Annotated in this window: 20 protein-coding genes; 19 read left to right on the top strand and 1 reads right to left on the bottom strand. The window is 66.6% G+C overall.

What is annotated here, in order from left to right; translation table 11 throughout:
- On the bottom strand, nucleotides 1-1,512 hold a 1,512-nt coding region (locus ASE61_RS23710), incomplete at its 3' end, for a methyl-accepting chemotaxis protein (RefSeq protein WP_162260142.1).
- A 364-nt stretch (nucleotides 1,513-1,876) separates the two neighbouring features.
- Here ASE61_RS23710 and hslV point away from each other — a divergent pair.
- From hslV to metK, 19 genes are all read left to right on the top strand, one after another.
- Complete coding sequence (hslV, locus tag ASE61_RS23705) at nucleotides 1,877-2,446, top strand: ATP-dependent protease subunit HslV (RefSeq protein ID WP_274532901.1); 570 nt, start codon at nucleotides 1,877-1,879, stop codon at nucleotides 2,444-2,446.
- On the top strand, nucleotides 2,443-3,462 hold the full coding sequence (locus tag ASE61_RS23700) for a hypothetical protein (RefSeq protein WP_156407204.1): 1,020 nt from the start codon (nucleotides 2,443-2,445) through the stop codon (nucleotides 3,460-3,462). The genes hslV and ASE61_RS23700 overlap by 4 nt, the downstream gene beginning before the upstream one ends.
- Nucleotides 3,463-3,637: 175 nt before the next feature.
- On the top strand, nucleotides 3,638-4,948 hold the full coding sequence (gene hslU, locus ASE61_RS23695; protein ID WP_061971145.1) for an ATP-dependent protease ATPase subunit HslU: 1,311 nt from the start codon (nucleotides 3,638-3,640) through the stop codon (nucleotides 4,946-4,948).
- 80 nt (nucleotides 4,949-5,028) lie between these two features.
- Nucleotides 5,029-5,289, top strand: a complete 261-nt coding sequence (locus tag ASE61_RS23690) for a type II toxin-antitoxin system ParD family antitoxin (protein WP_061971143.1) — start codon at nucleotides 5,029-5,031, stop codon at nucleotides 5,287-5,289.
- Nucleotides 5,286-5,600 carry a type II toxin-antitoxin system RelE/ParE family toxin gene (locus ASE61_RS23685; RefSeq protein WP_061971141.1) on the top strand — a complete coding sequence of 105 codons (315 nt, stop codon included), beginning with the start codon at nucleotides 5,286-5,288 and terminating at the stop codon, nucleotides 5,598-5,600. Before ASE61_RS23690 ends, ASE61_RS23685 begins: the two co-directional genes overlap by 4 nt.
- 16 nt (nucleotides 5,601-5,616) lie before the next feature.
- Nucleotides 5,617-7,170: a murein biosynthesis integral membrane protein MurJ gene (murJ, locus tag ASE61_RS23680; protein WP_061971139.1), complete on the top strand. Its 1,554-nt coding sequence runs from the start codon at nucleotides 5,617-5,619 to the stop codon at nucleotides 7,168-7,170.
- 46 nt (nucleotides 7,171-7,216) lie between these two features.
- On the top strand, nucleotides 7,217-8,266 hold the full coding sequence (gene trpS / locus ASE61_RS23675; protein ID WP_061971137.1) for a tryptophan--tRNA ligase: 1,050 nt from the start codon (nucleotides 7,217-7,219) through the stop codon (nucleotides 8,264-8,266).
- 73 nt (nucleotides 8,267-8,339) lie between these two features.
- Nucleotides 8,340-8,834, top strand: a complete 495-nt coding sequence (locus ASE61_RS23670) for a universal stress protein (protein ID WP_061971136.1) — start codon at nucleotides 8,340-8,342, stop codon at nucleotides 8,832-8,834.
- 206 nt (nucleotides 8,835-9,040) lie between these two features.
- Nucleotides 9,041-9,601: a NifU family protein gene (locus tag ASE61_RS23665; protein WP_061971134.1), complete on the top strand. Its 561-nt coding sequence runs from the start codon at nucleotides 9,041-9,043 to the stop codon at nucleotides 9,599-9,601.
- A gap of 55 nt (nucleotides 9,602-9,656) precedes the next feature.
- Nucleotides 9,657-10,343, top strand: coding sequence for a tRNA (adenosine(37)-N6)-threonylcarbamoyltransferase complex dimerization subunit type 1 TsaB (gene tsaB, locus ASE61_RS23660; RefSeq protein ID WP_061971132.1), 687 nt, complete (start codon nucleotides 9,657-9,659; stop codon nucleotides 10,341-10,343).
- A gap of 71 nt (nucleotides 10,344-10,414) precedes the next feature.
- Nucleotides 10,415-10,894, top strand: coding sequence for a GNAT family N-acetyltransferase (locus ASE61_RS23655; RefSeq protein ID WP_244492993.1), 480 nt, complete (start codon nucleotides 10,415-10,417; stop codon nucleotides 10,892-10,894).
- 84 nt (nucleotides 10,895-10,978) lie between these two features.
- A complete protein-coding gene (locus ASE61_RS23650; RefSeq protein ID WP_061971129.1) occupies nucleotides 10,979-11,779 on the top strand; it encodes a lysophospholipid acyltransferase family protein in 801 nt (266 codons plus the stop codon).
- Between the two features lie 105 nt (nucleotides 11,780-11,884).
- Nucleotides 11,885-13,255: a tRNA (N6-isopentenyl adenosine(37)-C2)-methylthiotransferase MiaB gene (gene miaB / locus ASE61_RS23645; protein ID WP_061971127.1), complete on the top strand. Its 1,371-nt coding sequence runs from the start codon at nucleotides 11,885-11,887 to the stop codon at nucleotides 13,253-13,255.
- Nucleotides 13,256-13,510: 255 nt separating this feature from the next.
- Complete coding sequence (locus ASE61_RS23640; RefSeq protein WP_091857694.1) at nucleotides 13,511-14,617, top strand: PhoH family protein; 1,107 nt, start codon at nucleotides 13,511-13,513, stop codon at nucleotides 14,615-14,617.
- Nucleotides 14,614-15,186, top strand: a complete 573-nt coding sequence (gene ybeY, locus ASE61_RS23635; RefSeq protein ID WP_082617683.1) for an rRNA maturation RNase YbeY — start codon at nucleotides 14,614-14,616, stop codon at nucleotides 15,184-15,186. The genes ASE61_RS23640 and ybeY overlap by 4 nt, the downstream gene beginning before the upstream one ends.
- 11 nt (nucleotides 15,187-15,197) lie before the next feature.
- A complete protein-coding gene (locus tag ASE61_RS23630; protein ID WP_061971125.1) occupies nucleotides 15,198-16,187 on the top strand; it encodes a hemolysin family protein in 990 nt (329 codons plus the stop codon).
- Nucleotides 16,187-17,782 carry an apolipoprotein N-acyltransferase gene (gene lnt, locus ASE61_RS23625; RefSeq protein ID WP_061971124.1) on the top strand — a complete coding sequence of 532 codons (1,596 nt, stop codon included), beginning with the start codon at nucleotides 16,187-16,189 and terminating at the stop codon, nucleotides 17,780-17,782. The genes ASE61_RS23630 and lnt overlap by 1 nt, the downstream gene beginning before the upstream one ends.
- A 125-nt stretch (nucleotides 17,783-17,907) precedes the next feature.
- The gene (locus ASE61_RS23620) at nucleotides 17,908-18,321 is read left to right on the top strand and encodes a helix-turn-helix domain-containing protein (protein WP_061971122.1); all 414 of its coding nucleotides are present in this window, start codon (nucleotides 17,908-17,910) and stop codon (nucleotides 18,319-18,321) included.
- A 128-nt stretch (nucleotides 18,322-18,449) separates the two neighbouring features.
- Nucleotides 18,450-19,682 carry a methionine adenosyltransferase gene (gene metK, locus ASE61_RS23615; protein ID WP_061971199.1) on the top strand — a complete coding sequence of 411 codons (1,233 nt, stop codon included), beginning with the start codon at nucleotides 18,450-18,452 and terminating at the stop codon, nucleotides 19,680-19,682.
- The last annotated feature ends 74 nt before the right edge of the window (nucleotides 19,683-19,756 follow it).

The raw sequence follows: 19,756 nt of genomic DNA, 5'->3' as shown, positions 1-19,756 counted from the left end.
GAAGCCCTTGCCGGCATCGCCGGCACGGGCCGCCTCGACCGCGGCGTTGAGCGCGAGCAGGTTGGTCTGGAAGGCGATGTCGTCGATCACCCGGATGATGTCGGAGATCTTCTGCGAGGCGCTCTCGATCCTGGCCATGGCGTCGACTGCCTGTCCGGCGATGGCGCCGCCATTCTCGGCTGCCTGCATCGCCTCGTCGGCGATCCGGGCGGCATCCTTCGAGGCCTGGGCCGAGGCCTTGACCGAGGCGGCGAGCTCCTCGGTCGTGGCGGCGGTCTCCTCCAGCGATGAGGCTTGCTCCTCGGTGCGCTTCGACAGATCGTCGGCGCCCATGTTGATCTCGCGGGCGGCGAGGCCGACATCGGCCGAGGTCGTCTGGATCGTCGCGACCGTGTCCGAGAGGCGATCCACCGTCTCGTTGATCGCGCCCTTCAGGTCGGCGAAGCGGCCGCGATAGGCCGTCTCGACCCGGTTGGTCAGGTCTCCGCCGGCGATCGCAGACAGCGCCCCGGCGAACTCCGTCGTCGCGCCGTCGACCACCGCGTTGATCTCGTTGATGCCGGCCACCAGCCGCTGCATCTGCTCGTCGGCATCCTCGATCTGCAGGCGCGCCGAGAAATCGCCGGCCGCGGCCGCGGCGACGACCTCGCCGACATCCGAGACCACTGCTTCCATCGACTGCGCCCGGGCGAGGCGCGCGGCGGCGGCAGCGCGCTCCTGTTCCTGCAGCAGGGCGACCTGCTCGGTGCTCTGGCGCAGCACGGAGACGGCGCGGGCCATCGTGCCGATCTCGTCACCGCGCTGGGCATGAGGCACGTCGATGCGGGTATCGCCGGCGGTCAGCTTCTCCATGACCCGGCTGAGATCCAGGATCGGGCGGGTGATCGAGCGCTGGGCAAAAATGAGCGCGACACCGACCGAAGCCAGCAGCGTCGTCAGCAGCACGATCGGCATCAGCCACTGGACCTGCCGGGTAAAGGCGGTCGCCTCGGCACTGACCGCGATGCTGGCCTTCTCGACGCGCTGGCTGAAATTGATCAACAGGTCGTTCAGGGCCTTGCGGTTGGAGCGGTTGGCTTCGTTGTTGCCCTGTTCATTGGCGGCTGCGGGTGAAACCTCGCGGCCCAGCCGGGCGGTCTCGGCCCGGAAGGTGATGAACTCCTCGACAGCCTTGGCGATCTGGTCGACGACAGCGCGTTCTTCCGGCGGCGCGACCTTCTGCAGATCGGCGGAGAACCTGCGCAGCGTCGGGAAGCGATCCTCGATGCCCTTGGCGAAAGGCTCGGCCTCCTTGCTCGTCTTTGCCATGTAGACGCCGCGTGAATCCATCACCACGGCCGTGACCACGCCGTTGATGCGTTGGGTCAGCAAAGCGACATTGCCCTGGATTTCGGAGCGGGTGTTGAGGTCGTCGGCCTTGTACAGCCCGTACAGGCTGATGATCGCTGAGAGGATGGCCCCGCCGGCGACGATGGCCAGCATGGCAAGGATTTTCAGGCGGATAGATTTCATGAATGGCGCCCCGAGGCGGCTTCCCGACAATGGAAGCCGATCTAAATCCTGACCTTTGGGCGTTAATGATAAAAAACTGCTTAAAAGCTTAAGGGAGTGAAAATCCTCTGTTTTCCTGCCGGTGTTTAAACGCAGCGAAAGGACTCGCCTGCAGCAGGATCGAACTGATCCTTGGCAGGGCTTTCCGGCCATATCGAAAGCTCTGGCTTGTCTTTGAGAGAGTATCTTGACTCAAGGGAAGGCTCCGCCTTCCGCTAAACGGCCTGTCGGGGTGGTCTAGCGGCCTGCCTCTTGATAGAGCCGCCCCGCCTGAACATGTTTGGCGTGACCCGCCGCCCCGTCTCGATCCCCGGTTAGCCATCTCATGTCCGAAAACAGCAATGTCCCCGTCATGCACGCCACCACCATCCTGATGGTGCGCAAGGGCGGGCGCGTCGTCATCGGCGGCGATGGCCAGGTCTCGCTCGGCCAGACCATCATGAAGGGCAATGCCCGCAAGGTCCGCCGCCTCGCCAAGGGCGAGGTGATCGCCGGCTTCGCCGGCGCCACCGCCGACGCCTTCACCCTGTTCGAGCGCCTGGAGAAGAAGCTCGAGCAATATCCGACCCAGTTGCTGCGCGCCTGCGTCGAACTCGCCAAGGACTGGCGCACCGACCGCTATCTGCGCCGTCTGGAGGCGATGCTGCTCGTCGCCGACAAGGAGGTTTCGCTGCTGATCTCCGGCACCGGCGACGTGCTCGAACCTGAGGCGAGCGAGCACGGCGCGGTGATGGCGATCGGTTCGGGCGGCAATTACGCCCTCTCGGCGGCCCGCGCCCTGATCGATGTCGAGCCCGATGCCGAGGCGATCGTGCGCAAGGCGATGAAGATCGCCGGCGACATCTGCGTCTACACCAACCATTCGCTCGTCATCGAGACGCTGGAGGCGGCGTGAGCGCAGAATTTTTTCGAGAGCTGGATAAAGCCGCACGCGAGCGCCAAGTGGCTGACGCCAAGTTCCAGCAAAATGGCGGAATACGGATGTGGCTTGGCTCGCTTGCTTCAGCGGCGGCCCTCTTTGCATTTGGAAAATCTGTGCTGGTTTTCGGCCTGGTGATCGGTGGTTTGAGTGTCATGTTTTTTACATGGCTGTGTGCCGAGCTCGTCAGCCGCCCCTTTCGACTGGCCTTGCCGAGCATCGTGCTTCTCATCGGTTTTTCCGCTGGAGCATTTTTCGCAAGCAGCGGGCTTTTAGACCCCTTGGTGAAACAAATCGCCCAAGAGCCCACCGCGCTAACCGCTTCGCTCAATTCACATCAAGCGCTTAGGACCGGCGGCGGCTTGATCTTTGCGGCTTTTTTCGTAGGCCTTTACTACTGGCGCTTTAGGGTGCCGCTCGCCGTCTCGGTCGCGTCTGCGCTATTCTTCATTGGCGCATTCAGCCTCTTGTTCTACCAGTCGACCGAAGCCACCAACCGCTGGGCCTTACCAATTACTCTCTCTTTTGGTCTCGTGATGGTGGCCTTGGCCGTCAGATACGATCTCACGGATCCGTCCCGTGCAACGCGGCGAAGCGATGTTGCTTATTGGCTGTATCTGCTTGCCGGCGTCGCTGGCTCACAAGCGATTCTGGGGGGCTTGGAATCGGAACCCGCCACAAGCGTGCACATGATCGGCTTATCTGTACTTCTGCTCCTGTTTGGCGTCATTGGCTTGGTTCTGGAGCGGAATATCCTGTTCAGCGCAACCATTCTTTCTTCAGGGCTATCAGTCGCTTACTCAGCTTGGCGAAGTGCTGATTCTGGCCAATCGAGCCCCTTGTTGTGGTTGCTTTTGGCAGCGCTCGGAATCTTGGGCTCCGCGGTTTGCTGGCGACCCTTGCGCCTCGCGGTAGTCCCGCGTCTGCCATTGGGACGCTTGGCTGATAAATTGCCGCCGATACAACCTGAGAAGACGAGAGCCTGCCCGTGACGGCCAAACCGATTCACGGACATCCCTCCTGCACCGCTTCATGGTTCCCATGATGACTTCTTTATTCTCCCCGCGCGATCGTTCCCGAGCTCGATCGTTTCATCGCAAAGGCGAGCGGGAGCGAAGCCGTCCGATTTCCCAATAAGACGATGAAGCCCAATAGCGAGTACCAGCAGTGACCAGCTTTTCCCCTCGTGAGATCGTCTCGGAGCTCGACCGTTTCATCGTCGGCCAGAGGGACGCCAAGCGCGCCGTCGCCATCGCCCTGCGCAACCGCTGGCGCCGCCAGCAACTCGAAGGGCCGCTGCGCGAGGAGGTCTCGCCGAAGAACATCCTGATGATCGGACCGACCGGCTGCGGCAAGACCGAGATCGCCCGGCGCCTCGCCAAGCTTGCCAACGCGCCCTTCCTCAAGGTCGAGGCGACCAAGTTCACCGAGGTCGGCTATGTCGGCCGCGACGTCGAATCGATCGTGCGCGACCTGCTGGAGGTCGCGATCGCGCTGGTGCGCGACAGCCGGCGCAAGGATGTCCAGGCCAAGGCCCATGTCGCGGCCGAGGAGCGCGTGCTCGATGCGCTGGTGGGCGCCAATGCCAGCCAGGCGACGCGCGATTCGTTCCGCCGCAAGCTGCGCGCCAACGAGCTCGACGACAAGGAGATCGAGGTCGAGGTCGCGGCCGGCGCCGGAGCCTCCGCACCGATGTTCGAGGTCCCCGGCATGCCTGGCGCCTCGATCGGCGCGATCAACCTCTCCGACATGCTTGGCAAGGCTTTTGGCCAGAAGGGCAAGCCCAAGCGCGTCCTGGTCAAGGACGCCTACCAGCCGCTGCTCGCCGAGGAGAGCGACAAGCTGATCGACCAGGATGCGATCATCCAGGCGGCGATCCGTGAGGTCGAGGAGAACGGCATTGTCTTCCTCGACGAGATCGACAAGATCTGCGCCCGCGAGGGCAAGGGCGGCGCCGACGTCTCCCGCGAGGGCGTGCAGCGCGACCTGCTGCCGCTGATCGAGGGCACCACCGTCGCGACCAAGCACGGTGCGGTGAAGAGCGACCACATCCTTTTCATCGCGTCCGGCGCCTTCCACGTCTCGCGCCCCTCCGACCTGCTGCCGGAACTGCAGGGGCGCCTGCCGATCCGCGTCGAGCTCAACCCGCTCGACATCGAGGATTTCAAGCGCATTCTGACCGACACGGAAGCAAGCCTGATCAAGCAATCCGTTGCGCTGATGGCCACCGAAGAAGTGGACATCACCTTCACGCCCGACGCGATCGACGCCATCGCCCGCATCGCCGTCGAGGTGAATTCCACGGTCGAGAACATTGGCGCCCGCCGGCTCCAGACCGTGATCGAGCGCATTCTGGACGAGATTTCCTTCACGGCGCCGGACCGCTCCGGCGAAGCCGTGACGATCGATGCGGCCTATGTCGAGGCCCGCATCGGCGACCTCGCCAAGAACGCTGACCTGAGCCGGTTCATCCTCTGACGAGAGCATGAGACGAGCGGCACCGCGATGGCTTATGTCTTCAAGATTGTGTATCTTGAAGACATAAGGGAGCCCGAACCATGTCTCGAACGACGACCATGACCGTGCGCATCGGCAGCGCGCTCAGCGAGTTCGTGGCGGGCAAGGTCGGTGACGACGGCCCCTACGAGAATGTCAGCGAGTATGTCCGCGACCTGATTCGCCGCGACAAGGAGCGCGCTGAAAGCGAGGCTTTCCAGCGGCTCAAGGCCGAGCTGACCCATGCCTTCGCGGCGCCGGATTCCAGCTACCGGCCCCTGACGGCGGCAGAGGTGATCGCGCGCAACAAGGCACGGGCGTGACGGCTGTTCGTATCCAGGAAGCGGCGTCGCGCCGCCTGGACGAGATCTATCGCTACACCCTGGAGCAGTTCGGCGCCGTGCAGGCGGAACGCTATATCGAGGGACTCTTCGAGGCTTTCGGCAGGATTGCGACGCATGGCGTGCTCTCCCGCCCGGTGCCGGCCGATTTCGGGGTCGACGGCTTCAGCTTCCGCTATGAAAGCCATGTCGTGTATTGGCGCAGGCTTGCGAACGGCGATATCGGCATCGTGACGATCCTTCACCGGCGCATGCATCAGATCGATCGCTTCCGCGAGGATTTCGGATTGTGATCGGGAATCCCCGGCCTTGAGCGAACAGCCCTCCCGCCTCGCTCGCGATTCCGCCGTCGTCGGCGCGGCCACGATCGCTTCGCGCTTGCTCGGCTTCGCGCGCGACGTGCTGATCGCTCGGTTGCTCGGCGGCGGGCCGGTGGCCGATGCTTTCCTCGCGGCCCTGCGCCTGCCCAACCTCGTCCGGCGCGTGCTGGGCGAAGGTGGGCTCAATGCGCCCCTCGTGCCGCTCTATCTCGCGATCAAGGGCGAGCGCGGCGAGGCGGCGGCGCTGGGCTTTGCCGGCGAGGCGGCCGGGCAGATCGGCTTGCTGTTACTGGTCTTCGTCGGCCTGGGCGAGCTGTTCGCGCCCTGGCTCGTGCTGGGCCTGGCCGGCGGCTTCGCCGAGGCGCCCGAAACCCTGGCTCTGGCGGCGTCCTACACCCGGCTGATGCTGCCTTTCCTGTTCCTGACGACGCTGGCCGCCATGCTGGCAGCACTGCTCAATGCCGAGAAGCGCTTCACCGTCGCGGCCCTGGCGCCGGCGCTGATGAACGCGATCCTGCTCGTCGTCCTGTTGCTGCTGCACGCCAGCGACACGCAGCCGGAAGCAGGGGCGCGCTGGCTCGCTCTCTGCACCAGCCTGACCGGCCTCGCCCATCTCGTCATGATCCTCGCGGCGCTGCGTGGCCCCGGCCTGCCGCGCCCGAGCCTGCGCTGGTCGCCGGACATGACGCGGCTCGTTCGCACCGGCGGCGCGACCTTGCTCGCTGCTTCCGCCGCCCAGCTTGTCCTGCTGGTCGCGACGCAGATTGCCTCGACCGGGCCGGGCGCCGTCGCCGCGCTCTACTATGCCGACCGCGTCTTCCAGCTGCCGCTCGGCTTCGTCGGGGTCGCGATGGGCACCGTCGTGCTCTCCGACATGGCGCTGGCAGCGAATCGCGAGGGCCCCGACGCCATGCTCGGGCAGGCTCTGGCGCTGGGCCTCGCGCTGGCCCTGCCCGCCGCGACGGCGCTCGTCGCCTTGGCCGAGCCGATCGTCTCGGCGTTGTTCGAATATGGCCGCTTCGACGCCGGCGATCGCGCCCGGACGGCGGCGGCGCTGGCCATGTTCGGCTACGGCCTGCCCTTCGCCATCGCCGCCAAGGTTTTCGGCCAAGTCTATTTCGCGCGCCGGGCGCCGCGCCTGCCGCTGATCTCCGGCGGCGTCGCAGTGCTCGTCGCCGCTTTCGTCGGGTTCAGCCTGGCAGACCAGGGCAATGCGGCGGAAATGGCAGCTCTGGCAGCGACATGCGCCTTCGTGGCGCAGGCCTGCCTGCTCGGCGGAGCGTTGTTGCGGGACGGAATCTGGCGCCCGAGCATCGGCAGCTTGCGGCCGATCGCCGCCAGCCTCGGTGCCAGCGCTATCATGCTCGCCGTATTGGAGCTGTTGCTCAGGCTGCTGGCGACGCTCCTGGCTTTCGATCAGCCGGCACTGCATCGGGTCGGGGGGCTTGGCCTGCTCTGCCTCGGCGGGCTGGCGTCCTATGGCGCTGCGGGCCTGATGCTCGGGGCTTTCGGTGCTCTCCCCTTGCGCAAGCGGCGGGGTTGAGCCAGAAGCGCCGCTTCCCTTCTCCATCGTGACGACGGAGTGCCCCATGTCGGGTTTTCATCAGCGCGTATTCTCAGGCATGCAGCCGACCTCGACGCTGCATCTCGGCAATTATCTGGGCGCGCTGACCAACTGGGTCGCGATGCAGAAGACGCATGATTGCGTGTTTTGCGTCGTCGACATGCATGCGATCACGATGTGGCAGGACCCGGCCGACCTGAAGCGCGCCATCCGCGAAGTCACGGCCGCCTATATCGCGGCCGGCATCGATCCCAAGCGCAGCATCATCTTCAACCAGAGCCAGGTACCCGGCCATGCCGAGCTTGCCTGGATCTGCAATTGCATCGCCCGGCTCGGCTGGATGAACCGCATGACCCAGTTCAAGGAGAAGGCGGGCAAGGATCGCGAGAACGCTTCTCTCGGCCTCTATGCCTATCCGAGCCTGATGGCGGCCGACATCCTGCTCTACAAGGCGACGCATGTCCCGGTCGGCGAGGACCAGAAGCAGCATCTCGAGTTGACCCGCGACATCGCCCAGAAATTCAACAATGATTTCGGGCCGCAGATCGCCGAACGCGGTCTCGGCACCGGCGAGCTCGGCTTCTTCCCGCTGCCCGAGCCGATGATCATGGGCCCCGCCCAGCGCGTGATGAGCCTGCGCGACGGCACCAAGAAGATGTCGAAATCGGACGCTTCCGATTATTCGCGCATCAACCTGACCGACGATGCCGAGGCGATCGCCCAGAAGATCCGCAAGGCCAAGACCGATCCGGAGGCGCTTCCCTCCGAGGAGAAGGGGATGGAAGGCCGGCCGGAGGCCGAGAATCTCGTCGGCATCTATGCCGGGCTCTCCGGCACGTCGAAGCAGGCGGTTCTCACGCAGTTCGGCGGCGGCCAGTTCTCCGGCTTCAAGGCGGCGCTGGTCGATCTCGCGGTCGAGAAGCTCGCGCCCATCGCCGGCGAGATGCGCCGCCTGCTGGCGGAGCCGAAGCATATCGACGACATCCTCGGCGCGGGCGCCGATCGGGCCGATGCGATCGCGGCGCCGATCATGCGCGAGGTCAAGGACATCGTCGGCTTCGTGCGCAGCCGGTAACGTAGGGTGCACTTGCGCCGGGGGGCCGGCGCAGGCCACCATGCTCGTCCCTGAAGCGGCGGCAGGACAGTTCATGGTCAAGAGACGGCGGTCCTACGAGACGGGCCATCGCCCGAAATTCCTCGCCGTGGTCGATGGCAGCGAGGAATGCGGCAAGGCGATTCGCTTCGCCGCGCGCCGCTGCGCCCGTGTCGGCGCGGCGATCGTCCTGCTCGGCGTCGCCACCCCGCCCGAGCACGAGACCTGGCTCGGCGTCGGTGAGGTCATGCAGGCCGAAGCCGAGGCCGAAGCCGAGAAGCGACTGGAGACGGCCGCCGCCGCCGTACGGACCCTTGCGGGACTCGAACCCGAGAAAGTCGTGCGCATCGGCAACAAGGCCGACGAACTGGTCAAGCTGATCGAGGAGGACGAGGATATCTCGTTGCTCGTGCTGGCGGCCGGCACGAGCAGCAAGGGGCCGGGCCCGCTCGTCAGCGCGCTCGCCGGCAAATCCTCGGCGAGCTTCCCGATCCCCGTCGCCATCGTGCCGGGCCATCTCGAGGACGAGGAGATCGACGCCCTCGCCTGACGGGCGGCTCTCCCCGTCATTGCGAGCGCAGCGAAGCAATCCAGGGGGCTTGGCTGAGCGTTCCACCCGGCGCCCCTGGATTGCTTCGTCGCTTCGCTGCTCGCAATGACGGGTTGTGGTACTGCTTCCTGCTGGAATGATTCCAGCCGGCAGCCTATATCGGAGCCAGGAACGGCGACCTTGAATCGCCGGTACCGGAGGTATCCATGTTCATCCAGACCGAAGCCACGCCGAATCCGGCGACCCTGAAGTTTCTCCCCGGTCGCGCCGTCATGCCCGACGGCACGCTCGATCTGCGCGATCTCACTGACGCCGAGCGTTCGCCGCTGGCGCAGCGCCTGTTCGGCGTCACCGGCGTTTCCGGCGTCTTCCTCGGCTCCGATTTCATCACCGTCACCAAGTCGGACGGCGAATGGCAGCATCTGAAGCCCGCGATTCTCGGCGCCATCATGGAGCATTTCATGTCGGGCGCCCCGGTCCTCGCAGCCGGCTCGGCAGCGGATGTGATCGAGGAGGGCGAGTTCTTCGACCCCGCCGATGCTGAGACCGTCGAGACGATCAAGGACCTGCTCGAAACCCGCATCCGCCCGGCGGTCGCCGGTGACGGCGGCGACATCACCTTCCGCGGCTATCGCGACGGCACGGTCTATCTCGCGATGAAGGGCTCCTGCTCGGGCTGCCCCTCCTCGACCGCGACGCTGAAGCACGGCATCCAGAACCTGCTGCGCCACTTCCTGCCGGATGTGCGCGAAGTCGAAGCCGTCTGAGCGGAACGGGATTGCTGGTGACGATGAGCGTGGCCTGTCGCGGAATGACATCCTGATGCGCATTCTCGCGATCGATACCGCGCTCGGCGCCTGCTCGGCCTGCGTGCTGGATACGGCCGACATGGTGAAGCCCCTGGCGATCGAGCAGGTCGCGATGGAGCGCGGCCATGCCGAAGCGCTGATGCCGCTGGTCGAGCGTGTCATGAAGGATGTCGAGGGCGGCTTCGGTTCGCTCTCGCGCGTCGCCGTGACTGTCGGTCCCGGCAGCTATACCGGCCTGCGCGTCGGTGTCAGCGCGGCGCGCGCCATCGCTTTTGCGGCCGGCATTCCCGCCGTCGGCGTCACCACCGTCGCGGCTTGCGCCGCGCCCCTGATCGGGCGCGAATCGGGCCGCGTCATTGCCGCCGCGCTCGATGCCAGGCACGGGCAGGTCTGGTTCCAGGCACTGACGGCGGAGGGCAAGCCCCTGGTCTCGCTCCGGCAGGTCAGCTATCGCGACGCGGCCCGCGCCATCGGCGCCGGGCCGGTCAGCCTCGTCGGCTCCTCGGCGCTCGCCGTCGCCAACGAAGCCTGGGCGATCGGCCTCGATGCGCTGGTGATCGACGATGCCAGGGCGCCCGACATCGCCTGGGTCGCCCGGCTCGGCTTCATCGCCGATCCCGACAGCGCGCCGCCGCGGCCCCTCTACCTGAAGGCGCCGGAGACGACGCCGCAGGACAAAGCCCGCCTGCCGCGCCGGTGAGCGCATCCCCCAAATGGTGGTTGCCGCTGCGTCAGTCTGTGCGAACAGGCGGCATGGATTGGCTACGCAGATTGCTTCACCCTGATTCGGCTCCGCTGCGCACGATGCGGCTCGATGCCGGCCGCGCCCGTGATGTCGCGACCTTGCACCATCAGGGCGGTTTCGCCCGTGGCTGGGAGCCGGCCGAATGTGCGGCGCTGATTGCCGATTCGGCGGTGTCGACTGACGGCGTCTTCAGCGGCGGCAGCAGCCATCCCGAGGGTTTCGTCATCTCGCGCAAGGCCGCCGACGAGGCGGAGATTCTCAGCATCGTGGTTGCTCCTGCACGCCGCCGCGACGGTTTCGGCCGCGCGCTCCTGGCGTCGCATCTCGCCCGGCTGGCCGAAGAGGGCGTGGCCCATGTCTTCCTCGAGGTCGAGGATGGCAATCTTCCGGCCGAACGGCTCTATCGCCATTTCGGCTTTCGCGAGGTCGGGCGACGCAAGGGCTACTACCCCAAGCCGGACGGCTCCCGCGCCACCGCGATCGCGATGCGGCTCGATCTTGCGTGACAAGCCGGCGCAATCGCGCCATTGACGGCATCTCGACCTCCCGATGGGATTGCCCGTTCCGCCGATGACCGGACCCGCCTGCGCATGAACGGCCTCCGCATCGGTGCGCTCGCCCGATTGGCGATGCTGTGTACCGGCACGCTCGGGCTCGTCCTCGCCCAGCTCGTCGTCATGCGTGTTGCGCCGTCGCGGCGAGGCGCTTTGCCGCTGCGCTTCCATCGCCTGACCTGTTGGTGCCTTGGCGTGCGGCGGCAGGTACGCGGTGCGCCGCCGCCGGCCGGAACCGGGGCGCTGATCGTGTCCAACCACGTCTCCTGGCTCGATATCGGCGTGATCGGTGCCGAACGGGAACTCGCCTTCGTCGCCAAGAGCGAGGTCGGCGAATGGCCGGTGGTCGGCTTCCTCGCCAATCTCCAGCGCACCCTCTACATCGACCGGCAGCGCCGTAGCGCGACCGCCGGCATGGCCGCCACGATGGGAGCTCGCATCGCCGGCGGCGAGGAGGTCGTGCTCTTTGCCGAGGGTACGACCGGCGACGGCACGCGCATCCTGCCCTTCCGCTCCTCCCTGCTCGGCGCCGCGCATCAGGCTATGGGCGATGCCACGGCGGATGTGACGGTCTATCCGTTGACCCTCACCTATACCGGCTGGCAGAATCTACCGGGCGGTCGCGTCGGCCGCGCCGCGCTCGCCTGGTACGGCGATACCGAGCTCTGGCCGCATCTGAAGCATGTGCTGGAATGCGGCGCGATCGATGTCGAACTGGTCTGGGGCGAGCCGATCGTGATGGGCCGTGCGACCTCCCGCAAGGAGGCGACGCGACTGGCCGAAGCCTCGGTCCGCAAGGCCCGTCGCCGGGCCGTCACCGGCCGCCCGGAAGCCTGAAGCTGCTGGTCCGCTGCTTGCTTCCCATCCGTTTGCATCCTGCGGCCGTTCCCAAGGCGCCCGATCCGCAGTAAAGGATGCGCTTTGGAGACCCGATCCGCGGCGATGAAGAAAGTCCATATCAAGTCCTTCGGCTGCCAGATGAACGTCTATGACGGGCAGCGCATGGCCGATATCCTGAGCCATCAGGGCTATGAGGAGACGGCGACGCCGGAGGGCGCGGACCTGATCCTGCTCAACACCTGCCATATCCGCGACCGGGCGGTGCAGAAGGTCTATACCGAGCTCGGCAAGCTGCGCGACATCAAGAAGGCGCAAGGCGCCGAGGGCCAGGAGACGAAAATCGTCGTCGCCGGCTGCGTTGCCCAGGCCGAGGGCGGCGAGATCCAGCGCCGCCAGCCCGCCGTCGATCTCGTGGTCGGGCCGCAGGCCTATCACCGCCTGCCGGAGCTTCTGGCCGAGGCCGGCAAGCGCCGCGTCGTCGACACTGATCTGCCGATCGAGGACAAGTTCGGCTTCCTCCCGGCGCCGAAGCGGCAGGCGATTCTGGCGCGCGGCGTCTCGGCCTTCGTCACCGTCCAGGAAGGTTGCGACAAGTTCTGCGCCTTCTGCGTCGTGCCCTATACGCGCGGCGCCGAGTTCTCGCGTCCCGTCGCGCAGATCATGGCCGAGGTCGAGCGCCTCGCCGAGGCCGGCGTGCGCGACGTCACCCTGATCGGCCAGAACGTCAACGCCTATCACGGCGAGGGGCCGGACGGCGCCGTCTGGAGCCTGGCGCGCCTGATGCATCGTGTCGCCGCGGTGCCGGGCATCGCCCGCATCCGTTATACAACCAGCCACCCCAGAGATATGGACAGCGATCTCATCGCCGCGCATCGCGACCTGCCGCAGGTGATGCCCTTCCTGCATCTGCCGGTGCAGGCGGGCTCGGACCGCATCCTCGCCGCAATGAACCGCAAGCATACCGGCGACGAGTATCGCCGCCTGATCGAGCGCATCCGCGAGGCCCGGCCCGACATCGCCCTGTCCTCGGATTTCATCGTCGGCTTCCCCGGCGAGACCGATGCCGATTTCGAGGAGACGATCCGCCTCGTCGACGAGATCGGCTTCGCGTCCAGCTATTCCTTCAACTATTCGCCGCGCCCCGGCACGCCGGCGGCCGAGCTTACGGCGCAGGTTCCGCGCGAACTGATGAACGAGCGGCTCTACCGCCTGCAGGCGCGCATCGAGCATCACCGGCAGGCCTTCAACGCCGCCATGGTCGGACGGACTGTGGATGTACTCCTGGAAAGAGCGGGGCGGTATCCCGGACAGCTTGCCGGCAAGTCGCCCTATCTGCAGGCTGTGCAGATCGAGAGCGAAACGAATCAGATCGGCGATATCGTGCGCGTGATGATCGAGAGGACGAGTACCAATTCCCTGTTCGGCCGGCTGGTGGAGCCTGGCGACGCCAGTGGGAAGGGTCTGGCCGCTTGAGCGCGCCCCGCCTCGTCACCATTTGCCAGGGATGGGCGGTGGCCTGTCATCAGGCTGAAATTGTTGCGTCCGGTTATGCTGCGAGACGACCCGGCCGGGCGCTCCTGCCCGTCTGGAATAGGTACCGGGGCCGGACCATCCTCCGCCACCCCGGCCTGAAGCGAGGCGACGCATTTGGCACAGGCTGATTCGACGACGCAAAGACCCGACCGGAACCCGCGGCGCGATCTCGCGCCAGCCCGCCCCGAGGGCGGTGTGCGCGAAAGCGCGGGCCGTGACGGGCTGGCGGCGACGGAGGTCGTGCTCTCCTTCGACGACAACGGCCTGGCCAGCCTGGTCTTCGGTCAATACGACCAGAACCTCGCCCATCTCGAGCGCCGCCTCGGTGTCGTGGTCAGTCCGAACGGCAACCACGTCACCGTCAAGGGCCCCCGCGAGACGGCCGAGCAGGCCGGGCGCGTGCTGAAGACGCTCTATGCCCGCGCCAAGGCCGGCGCGCCCGTCACCCTCGGCGAGGTCGACGGCGCGATCGAGGAAAGCAACGTCCAGCGCTCGCTCTTCCCGACGGCCGATGCCGGCAAGACCTCCTTCGACGCGGTCGTGACGCGCAAGCGCGGACCTGTCAGGGCGCGCAATGCCGCGCAGGACGCCTATCTGCGCCAGCTCAAGCGCCATGAGCTCGTCCTCGCCGAAGGCCCGGCCGGCACCGGCAAGACCTGGCTCGCCGTTGGCCATGCCGTCTCTCTGATCGAGCAGGGCGTGGTCGAGCGCATGATCCTGTCGCGCCCGGCGGTGGAGGCCGGCGAGCGGCTCGGCTTCCTGCCCGGCGACATGCGCGAGAAGGTCGATCCCTATCTGCGCCCGATCTACGACGCCCTCAACGACTTCATGGAGGCGCGCCATGTCGAGCGCGGCCTGCAGACCGGCATGATCGAGATCGCGCCGCTCGCCTTCATGCGCGGCCGCACCCTGACCAATGCGGTCGTGCTGCTCGATGAGGCGCAGAACACCACCTCGATGCAGATGAAGATGTTCCTCACCCGCCTGGGCGAGGGCTCGCGCATGATCATCACCGGCGATCCCTCGCAGATCGACCTGCCGCCGGGCCAGCGTTCCGGCCTGAACGAAGCGGTGAAGCTGCTCAAGGATGTCGAGGGCGTCGGCTATGCCCGCTTCGAGGAGGGCGACGTCGTCCGGCATGATCTGGTGCGACGCATCGTCATGGCCTATGAGAGCGCAGCGCGCCATGAGCGCGAGGAACGGGAGGAGCGCTTGCGCAATCCCGATGTGCCCCCGGATCTCAACCGGGAAGGCGACAGCGAAGGGCTGAAGCGGATGTTGGCGCGGGAGCGGCCGCGATGAACGATCGACCTCGCGGGCGGCGCCTGGCGCCGCCACCCGAGAAGACGTCTCCGGAAATCCATCTCGACCTCAGGGCGCAGTCGCGCCGCTGGCATGAGCTGGGCAAGCTGGCGAGCCTGCGTGCATTGCTGAACGAGGCGCTCGACGCCGGCATCGCGGTCGCGCCGCGCAAGCCCATGCCCGGCGCCGAGCTCAGCCTGCTGCTCACCGACGACAGGCGCATCCGCACCGTCAACCGCGACTGGCGCGGCTTCGACAAGGCGACGAACGTGCTCTCCTTCCCGGCCGCTCCGCCGGAGCGCATCGCGCAGAGCCCGCTGCTCGGCGACATCGTCATCGCCTATGAGACCGTGCTGCGCGAGGCCGAGGCCGAATCCAAGAGCGTGAGCGACCATCTGCGCCACCTCGCCATCCACGGCCTGCTCCATCTTCTCGGCGAGGATCATGAGACCGAGGCCGAGGCGCGCCGCATGGAAGCGCTCGAAATCGCGGCGCTTGCCCGTCTCGGCGTGTCCGATCCCTATGCCGGTGCCGAACTTGTCACGGCACTTAGCCCTTCTTCCCCGTAAGCCCCACGATCATGAGCGACGACAGTCGACAATCCCAGAACGAAACCGCCGGCCGTGGCCTCGGCCATTGGCTCGGACAATTCCTCGACCGGCTCGGCCTGCGCGGCGGCGGCACCGCCCGCGAGGAAATCGTCGAGGCCCTGGCCGAGGAGAATGGCGAGCTCGCCGATCTCTCCGCCCAGGAACGCGCGATGCTCACCAATGTGCTGAGCCTGCGCGAGCGCCGCGTCGACGACGTGATGATCCCGCGCGCCGATATCGTCGCCGTCCCGGCGGATGCGACGCTGGACGAGCTGCTCGCGCATTTCCGCACCGCCGGCCATTCGCGCCTGCCGGTCTTCGACGACACGCTCGATGATCCCCGCGGCATGGTCCATATCCGCGACTTCCTCGAATACATCGCCGAGAAGGCGCGGCCCGGGGAGAACCGGCCGCCGGAAGAGAACGGCAAGCTCGCCATTCCCCATACGCTCTCGGCTGTCGACCTCTCGACGCGCCTGTCCGAGACGAAGCTGCTGCGCCCCGTCCTCTATGTTCCGCCCTCGATGCCGGCTGTAGACCTTCTCGTCCGCATGCAGTCGACCCGCACCCATATCGCGCTGGTCATCGACGAATATGGTGGCACCGACGGCCTCGTCTCGATCGAGGACCTGATCGAGATCGTCGTCGGCGATATCGAGGATGAGCATGATCTCGAGGAGACTCCGATCGTGCCCGCCGGCGAGAACCGCTTCACGGCGGATGCGCGCGCGACCCTCGCCGAGCTCAAGGAAGCGACCGGCGTGGACCTGTCCGGCAACGAAGTGGCGGATGACATCGATACGCTCGGCGGGTTGATCGTCACGTTGGCAGGCCGCGTGCCGACCCTTGGAGAGATGGTGAAGGGGCCGGATGGCCTCAGCTTCGAGATCCTCGATTCGGACCAGCGCCGCGTGAAGCGTCTGACCATCCACTGTCACGGCGAGCCCGCCACGGAGGAACCGGCGATGGAGCCGGGCTGATGGGGCTGGCGGGGGCAGCGGAGGCCGTCATCCTGGGCTGGGGCTGGCGGAAGCGCCTGGTCGCGCTCATCGCCGGGTCGAGCGGCGCGCTCGCCTTGCCGCCGCTCGACCTCTGGCCACTCGTCGTCGTGCCGATGACCATCGCGGTCTGGCTGATCGACGGCGCCGTCGGCACCAGCGCCTGGCGCCGCTTCCGGGCCGCCTTCGCGGTTGGCTGGTGGTGGGGCTTCGGTTTTTTCCTCGCCGGCCTGTGGTGGCTCGGCGCCGCCTTTCTCGTCGAGGCCGACAAGTTTGCCTGGGCGATGCCGCTCGGCGTCGTTGCCCTGCCCGCTTTCCTCGCGCTCTTCCCGGCTTGCGCCTTCGGCCTGGCGCGGCTGGCCTGGCCCAGGGGCGCCGGGCGCATCCTCGTGCTCGCGGCCATGCTCGGCATCAGCGAATGGCTGCGCGGCCATGTCCTGACCGGCTTTCCCTGGAACCTCTACGGCATGATGCTGGCAGGCGAGATCCATCTCGCGCAGGCCGCCTCGCTGGTGGGGCTCTACGGCCTGACCCTGTTCGCGGTGGCGATCGGCGCGGCCCCGGCCGTGCTCGGAACGGCCCGGACGCCGGCGGGGCGCAACCTGCCGTTGCTGCTGGCGGCGGTGGCCTTGGCCGGCCTCTTCGCCTTCGGATACTGGCGCCTGCCGTCGGGCCCGTCGCCGCTCGTCGCCGGCGTGAAGCTCAGGCTGATGCAGCCCAACCTGCCGCAGGATGCCAAGTTCAACGGCAATAACGGCGCGGCGATCCTCGAACGCTATCTGGAGCTGAGCGATCGGGCCACCAGCCCGACCACGCCGGGCCTCCAGAGCGTCACGCACCTGATCTGGCCGGAATCGGCCTTTCCCTTCCTGCTCGGCCGCACGCCCGGCGCCCTGTCGCGCATCGGCGCGGTCCTGCCGCCGGACGTGACGCTGATCACCGGTGCGGCGCGCGCCGGCGAGACGCTGCCCGGCGAGAGCCGGCCGCCGATCTACAACGCGATCCAGGTGGTCAATGACGAGGGCGTCATCATCGCCAGCTACGACAAGGTCCATCTCGTCCCCTTCGGCGAATACCTGCCGCCGTTCCTGGAGACGCTGATACGCCGGGTCGGTCTCTCCGAGTTCGTCTCGATTCCCGGCGGCTTCGCTTCGGGCAGCGCGCGGATGCCACTCGCGATCAAGGGGTTGCCGACGGCGGCGCCGCTGATCTGCTACGAGGCGGTGTTTCCGGGCGACGTCGCCGCGCGCGGTCCGCGCGCCGGCTTCTTCCTGAACCTGACCAATGACGGCTGGTTCGGCCAGACCAGCGGCCCTTACCAGCATTTCGCGCAGGCGCGTCTGCGCAGCATCGAGGAAGGCCTGCCGCTGGTGCGCGTCGCCAATACCGGGATTTCCGCGGTGGTCGATCCCTACGGCCGCACCGTGGCGAGCCTGCCGCTGGGCGTCGAGGGCGTGCTGGACTCGAGCCTGCCGCGCAGCGGCCCCGTCACGCTTTACGCCAGGGCGGGGGATATCGCCTTCGCGGGATTGCTGCTGCTTTTTCTCGCTTTTTCCCGGTTTCGGGCCCGGAATTAATCCCGATTGGAACTTTTTCGCGGCGAAGGGTGGATTAGCTGCGGCGCCTATAATAAAGGACGGCTACCGCGCCGACCAGGATGGCGGCTCCTGGTCATGACACTGATGCCTAAGCAGGGTGAATCATGATCAAGAAGGTCCCCAATCCGATCGACAAGCATGTCGGCAGCCGCGTCCGCATGCGTCGGATGCTCGCGGGCGTCAGCCAGGAGAAGCTGGGCGATGCACTCGGGCTGACCTTCCAGCAGGTGCAGAAATACGAGAAGGGCTCCAATCGCATCAGCGCGAGCCGCCTCCAGCAGATCGCCAAGATGCTGGATGTGCCGGTGGCCTTCTTCTTCGATGGCGCTCCGACCGGCGACCTGCCGGAGCCCGGCTTCGCCGATTCCGCCGCAACCACCTATATTTCCGAGTTTCTGGCGACCAGCGAGGGCGTGCAGCTCACCAAGGCCTTCACGCAGATCAAGAGCGGCCGGGTTCGCCGGCGCATCATCGATCTCGTCGAGGCGCTCGCGGAGGAAGACGCCGGAAAGGCGTGATATCGTCATCGTTTCGTTCGATGTGACGAACGATCCTCCCGATAAGCGGACTTTTCCGCTTGACGACGAACGCGTCCGCTGCAATGACGGGTCCTCGTCGGGCTGGCGCCGCTGCGCCGGCCTTTTCCATGTGCCGATTCAGGGAAGCGCCGACCGTGTCACGCCAGAATTACCTGTTCACCAGCGAGTCCGTCTCGGAGGGGCATCCCGACAAGGTCTGCGACCGCATCTCCGATGAGATCGTCGACCTGTTCTTCAAGGAAGCGGCCAAGGCCGGCATGGATGCGAGCAAGGTCCGCGTCGCCTGCGAGACGCTGGCGACCACCAACCGCGTCGTCATCGCCGGCGAGGTTCGTACCTCGCTCGACGAGAAGGCGATGAAGAGCAAGGTCAAGTCGGCCGCGCGCAAGGCGATCAAGGCGATCGGCTACGAGCAGGACGGCTTCCACTGGAAGAAGTGCAAGATCGACGTGCTGCTGCATCCGCAATCCGCGGATATCGCCGTGGGCGTCGATGAGGCCGGCAACAAGGATGTCGGTGCCGGCGACCAGGGCATCATGTTCGGCTATGCCAGCCGCGAGACGCCCGAGCTGCTGCCCGCCCCGATCTATTACGCCCACAAGATCCTCGAGACGCTGACGCTCGCCCGCAAGAAGGGCGAGGGCGCGGCCGCCAAGCTCGGCCCCGACGCCAAGAGCCAGGTCACGGTCAAGTACGAGAACGGCAAGCCGGTCGGCGTCACCCAGATCGTGCTCTCGACCCAGCATCTCGACGAGTCGCTGACATCCGCCGACGTCCGCAAGATCGTCGAGCCCTATATCCGCCAGGCGCTGCCGGATGGCTGGATCTCCAAGGACACGGTCTGGCACATCAATCCGACCGGGAAGTTCGTGATCGGCGGCCCCGACGGCGACGCCGGCCTGACCGGCCGCAAGATCATCGTCGACACCTATGGTGGTGCTGCTCCCCACGGTGGCGGCGCCTTCTCGGGCAAGGACCCGACCAAGGTCGACCGTTCGGCGGCCTATGCGGCGCGCTATCTCGCCAAGAACGTCGTCGCGGCCAAGCTCGCCGATCGCGCCACGATCCAGCTCTCCTACGCCATCGGCGTCGCCAAGCCGCTCTCGATCTATGTCGACCTGCACGGCACCGGCAAGGTCGACGAGGCCAAGCTCGAGGAGGTCCTCGGCAAGCTGATCGATCTCTCGCCGAACGGCATCCGCAACCATCTCGGCCTCAACAAGCCGATCTATGCCAAGACCTCGGCCTATGGCCATTTCGGCCGCAAGGCGGGCCGCGACGGCTCCTTCTCCTGGGAGAAGACCGATCTCGTCGACGCGCTGAAGAAGGCCGTCGCCTGAGACTGACCGTCGGGTCATGAATGGAAAGGCCGGGGTTCACCCGGCCTTTTTTCTTTGACTTGATGTGTCAGGTC

Origin of the sequence: Allobosea sp. Root670 (assembly GCF_001429415.1) — a bacterium.
GTDB classification, from domain to species: Bacteria; Pseudomonadota; Alphaproteobacteria; order Rhizobiales; family Beijerinckiaceae; genus Allobosea; species Allobosea robiniae.
This window is presented reverse-complemented; position numbering and strand designations above follow the sequence as displayed.

Coding starts and splice junctions, on each gene's coding strand:
- hslV (WP_274532901.1), top strand. CDS start 1,877: ATGTCCGAAAACAGCAATGTCCCCGTCATGCACGCCACCACCATCCTG.
- ASE61_RS23690 (WP_061971143.1), top strand. CDS start 5,029: ATGTCTCGAACGACGACCATGACCGTGCGCATCGGCAGCGCGCTCAGC.
- trpS (WP_061971137.1), top strand. CDS start 7,217: ATGTCGGGTTTTCATCAGCGCGTATTCTCAGGCATGCAGCCGACCTCG.
- ASE61_RS23670 (WP_061971136.1), top strand. CDS start 8,340: ATGGTCAAGAGACGGCGGTCCTACGAGACGGGCCATCGCCCGAAATTC.
- ASE61_RS23665 (WP_061971134.1), top strand. CDS start 9,041: ATGTTCATCCAGACCGAAGCCACGCCGAATCCGGCGACCCTGAAGTTT.
- tsaB (WP_061971132.1), top strand. CDS start 9,657: ATGCGCATTCTCGCGATCGATACCGCGCTCGGCGCCTGCTCGGCCTGC.
- ASE61_RS23650 (WP_061971129.1), top strand. CDS start 10,979: ATGAACGGCCTCCGCATCGGTGCGCTCGCCCGATTGGCGATGCTGTGT.
- miaB (WP_061971127.1), top strand. CDS start 11,885: ATGAAGAAAGTCCATATCAAGTCCTTCGGCTGCCAGATGAACGTCTAT.
- ybeY (WP_082617683.1), top strand. CDS start 14,614: ATGAACGATCGACCTCGCGGGCGGCGCCTGGCGCCGCCACCCGAGAAG.
- ASE61_RS23630 (WP_061971125.1), top strand. CDS start 15,198: ATGAGCGACGACAGTCGACAATCCCAGAACGAAACCGCCGGCCGTGGC.
- lnt (WP_061971124.1), top strand. CDS start 16,187: ATGGGGCTGGCGGGGGCAGCGGAGGCCGTCATCCTGGGCTGGGGCTGG.
- ASE61_RS23620 (WP_061971122.1), top strand. CDS start 17,908: ATGATCAAGAAGGTCCCCAATCCGATCGACAAGCATGTCGGCAGCCGC.
- metK (WP_061971199.1), top strand. CDS start 18,450: ATGTGCCGATTCAGGGAAGCGCCGACCGTGTCACGCCAGAATTACCTG.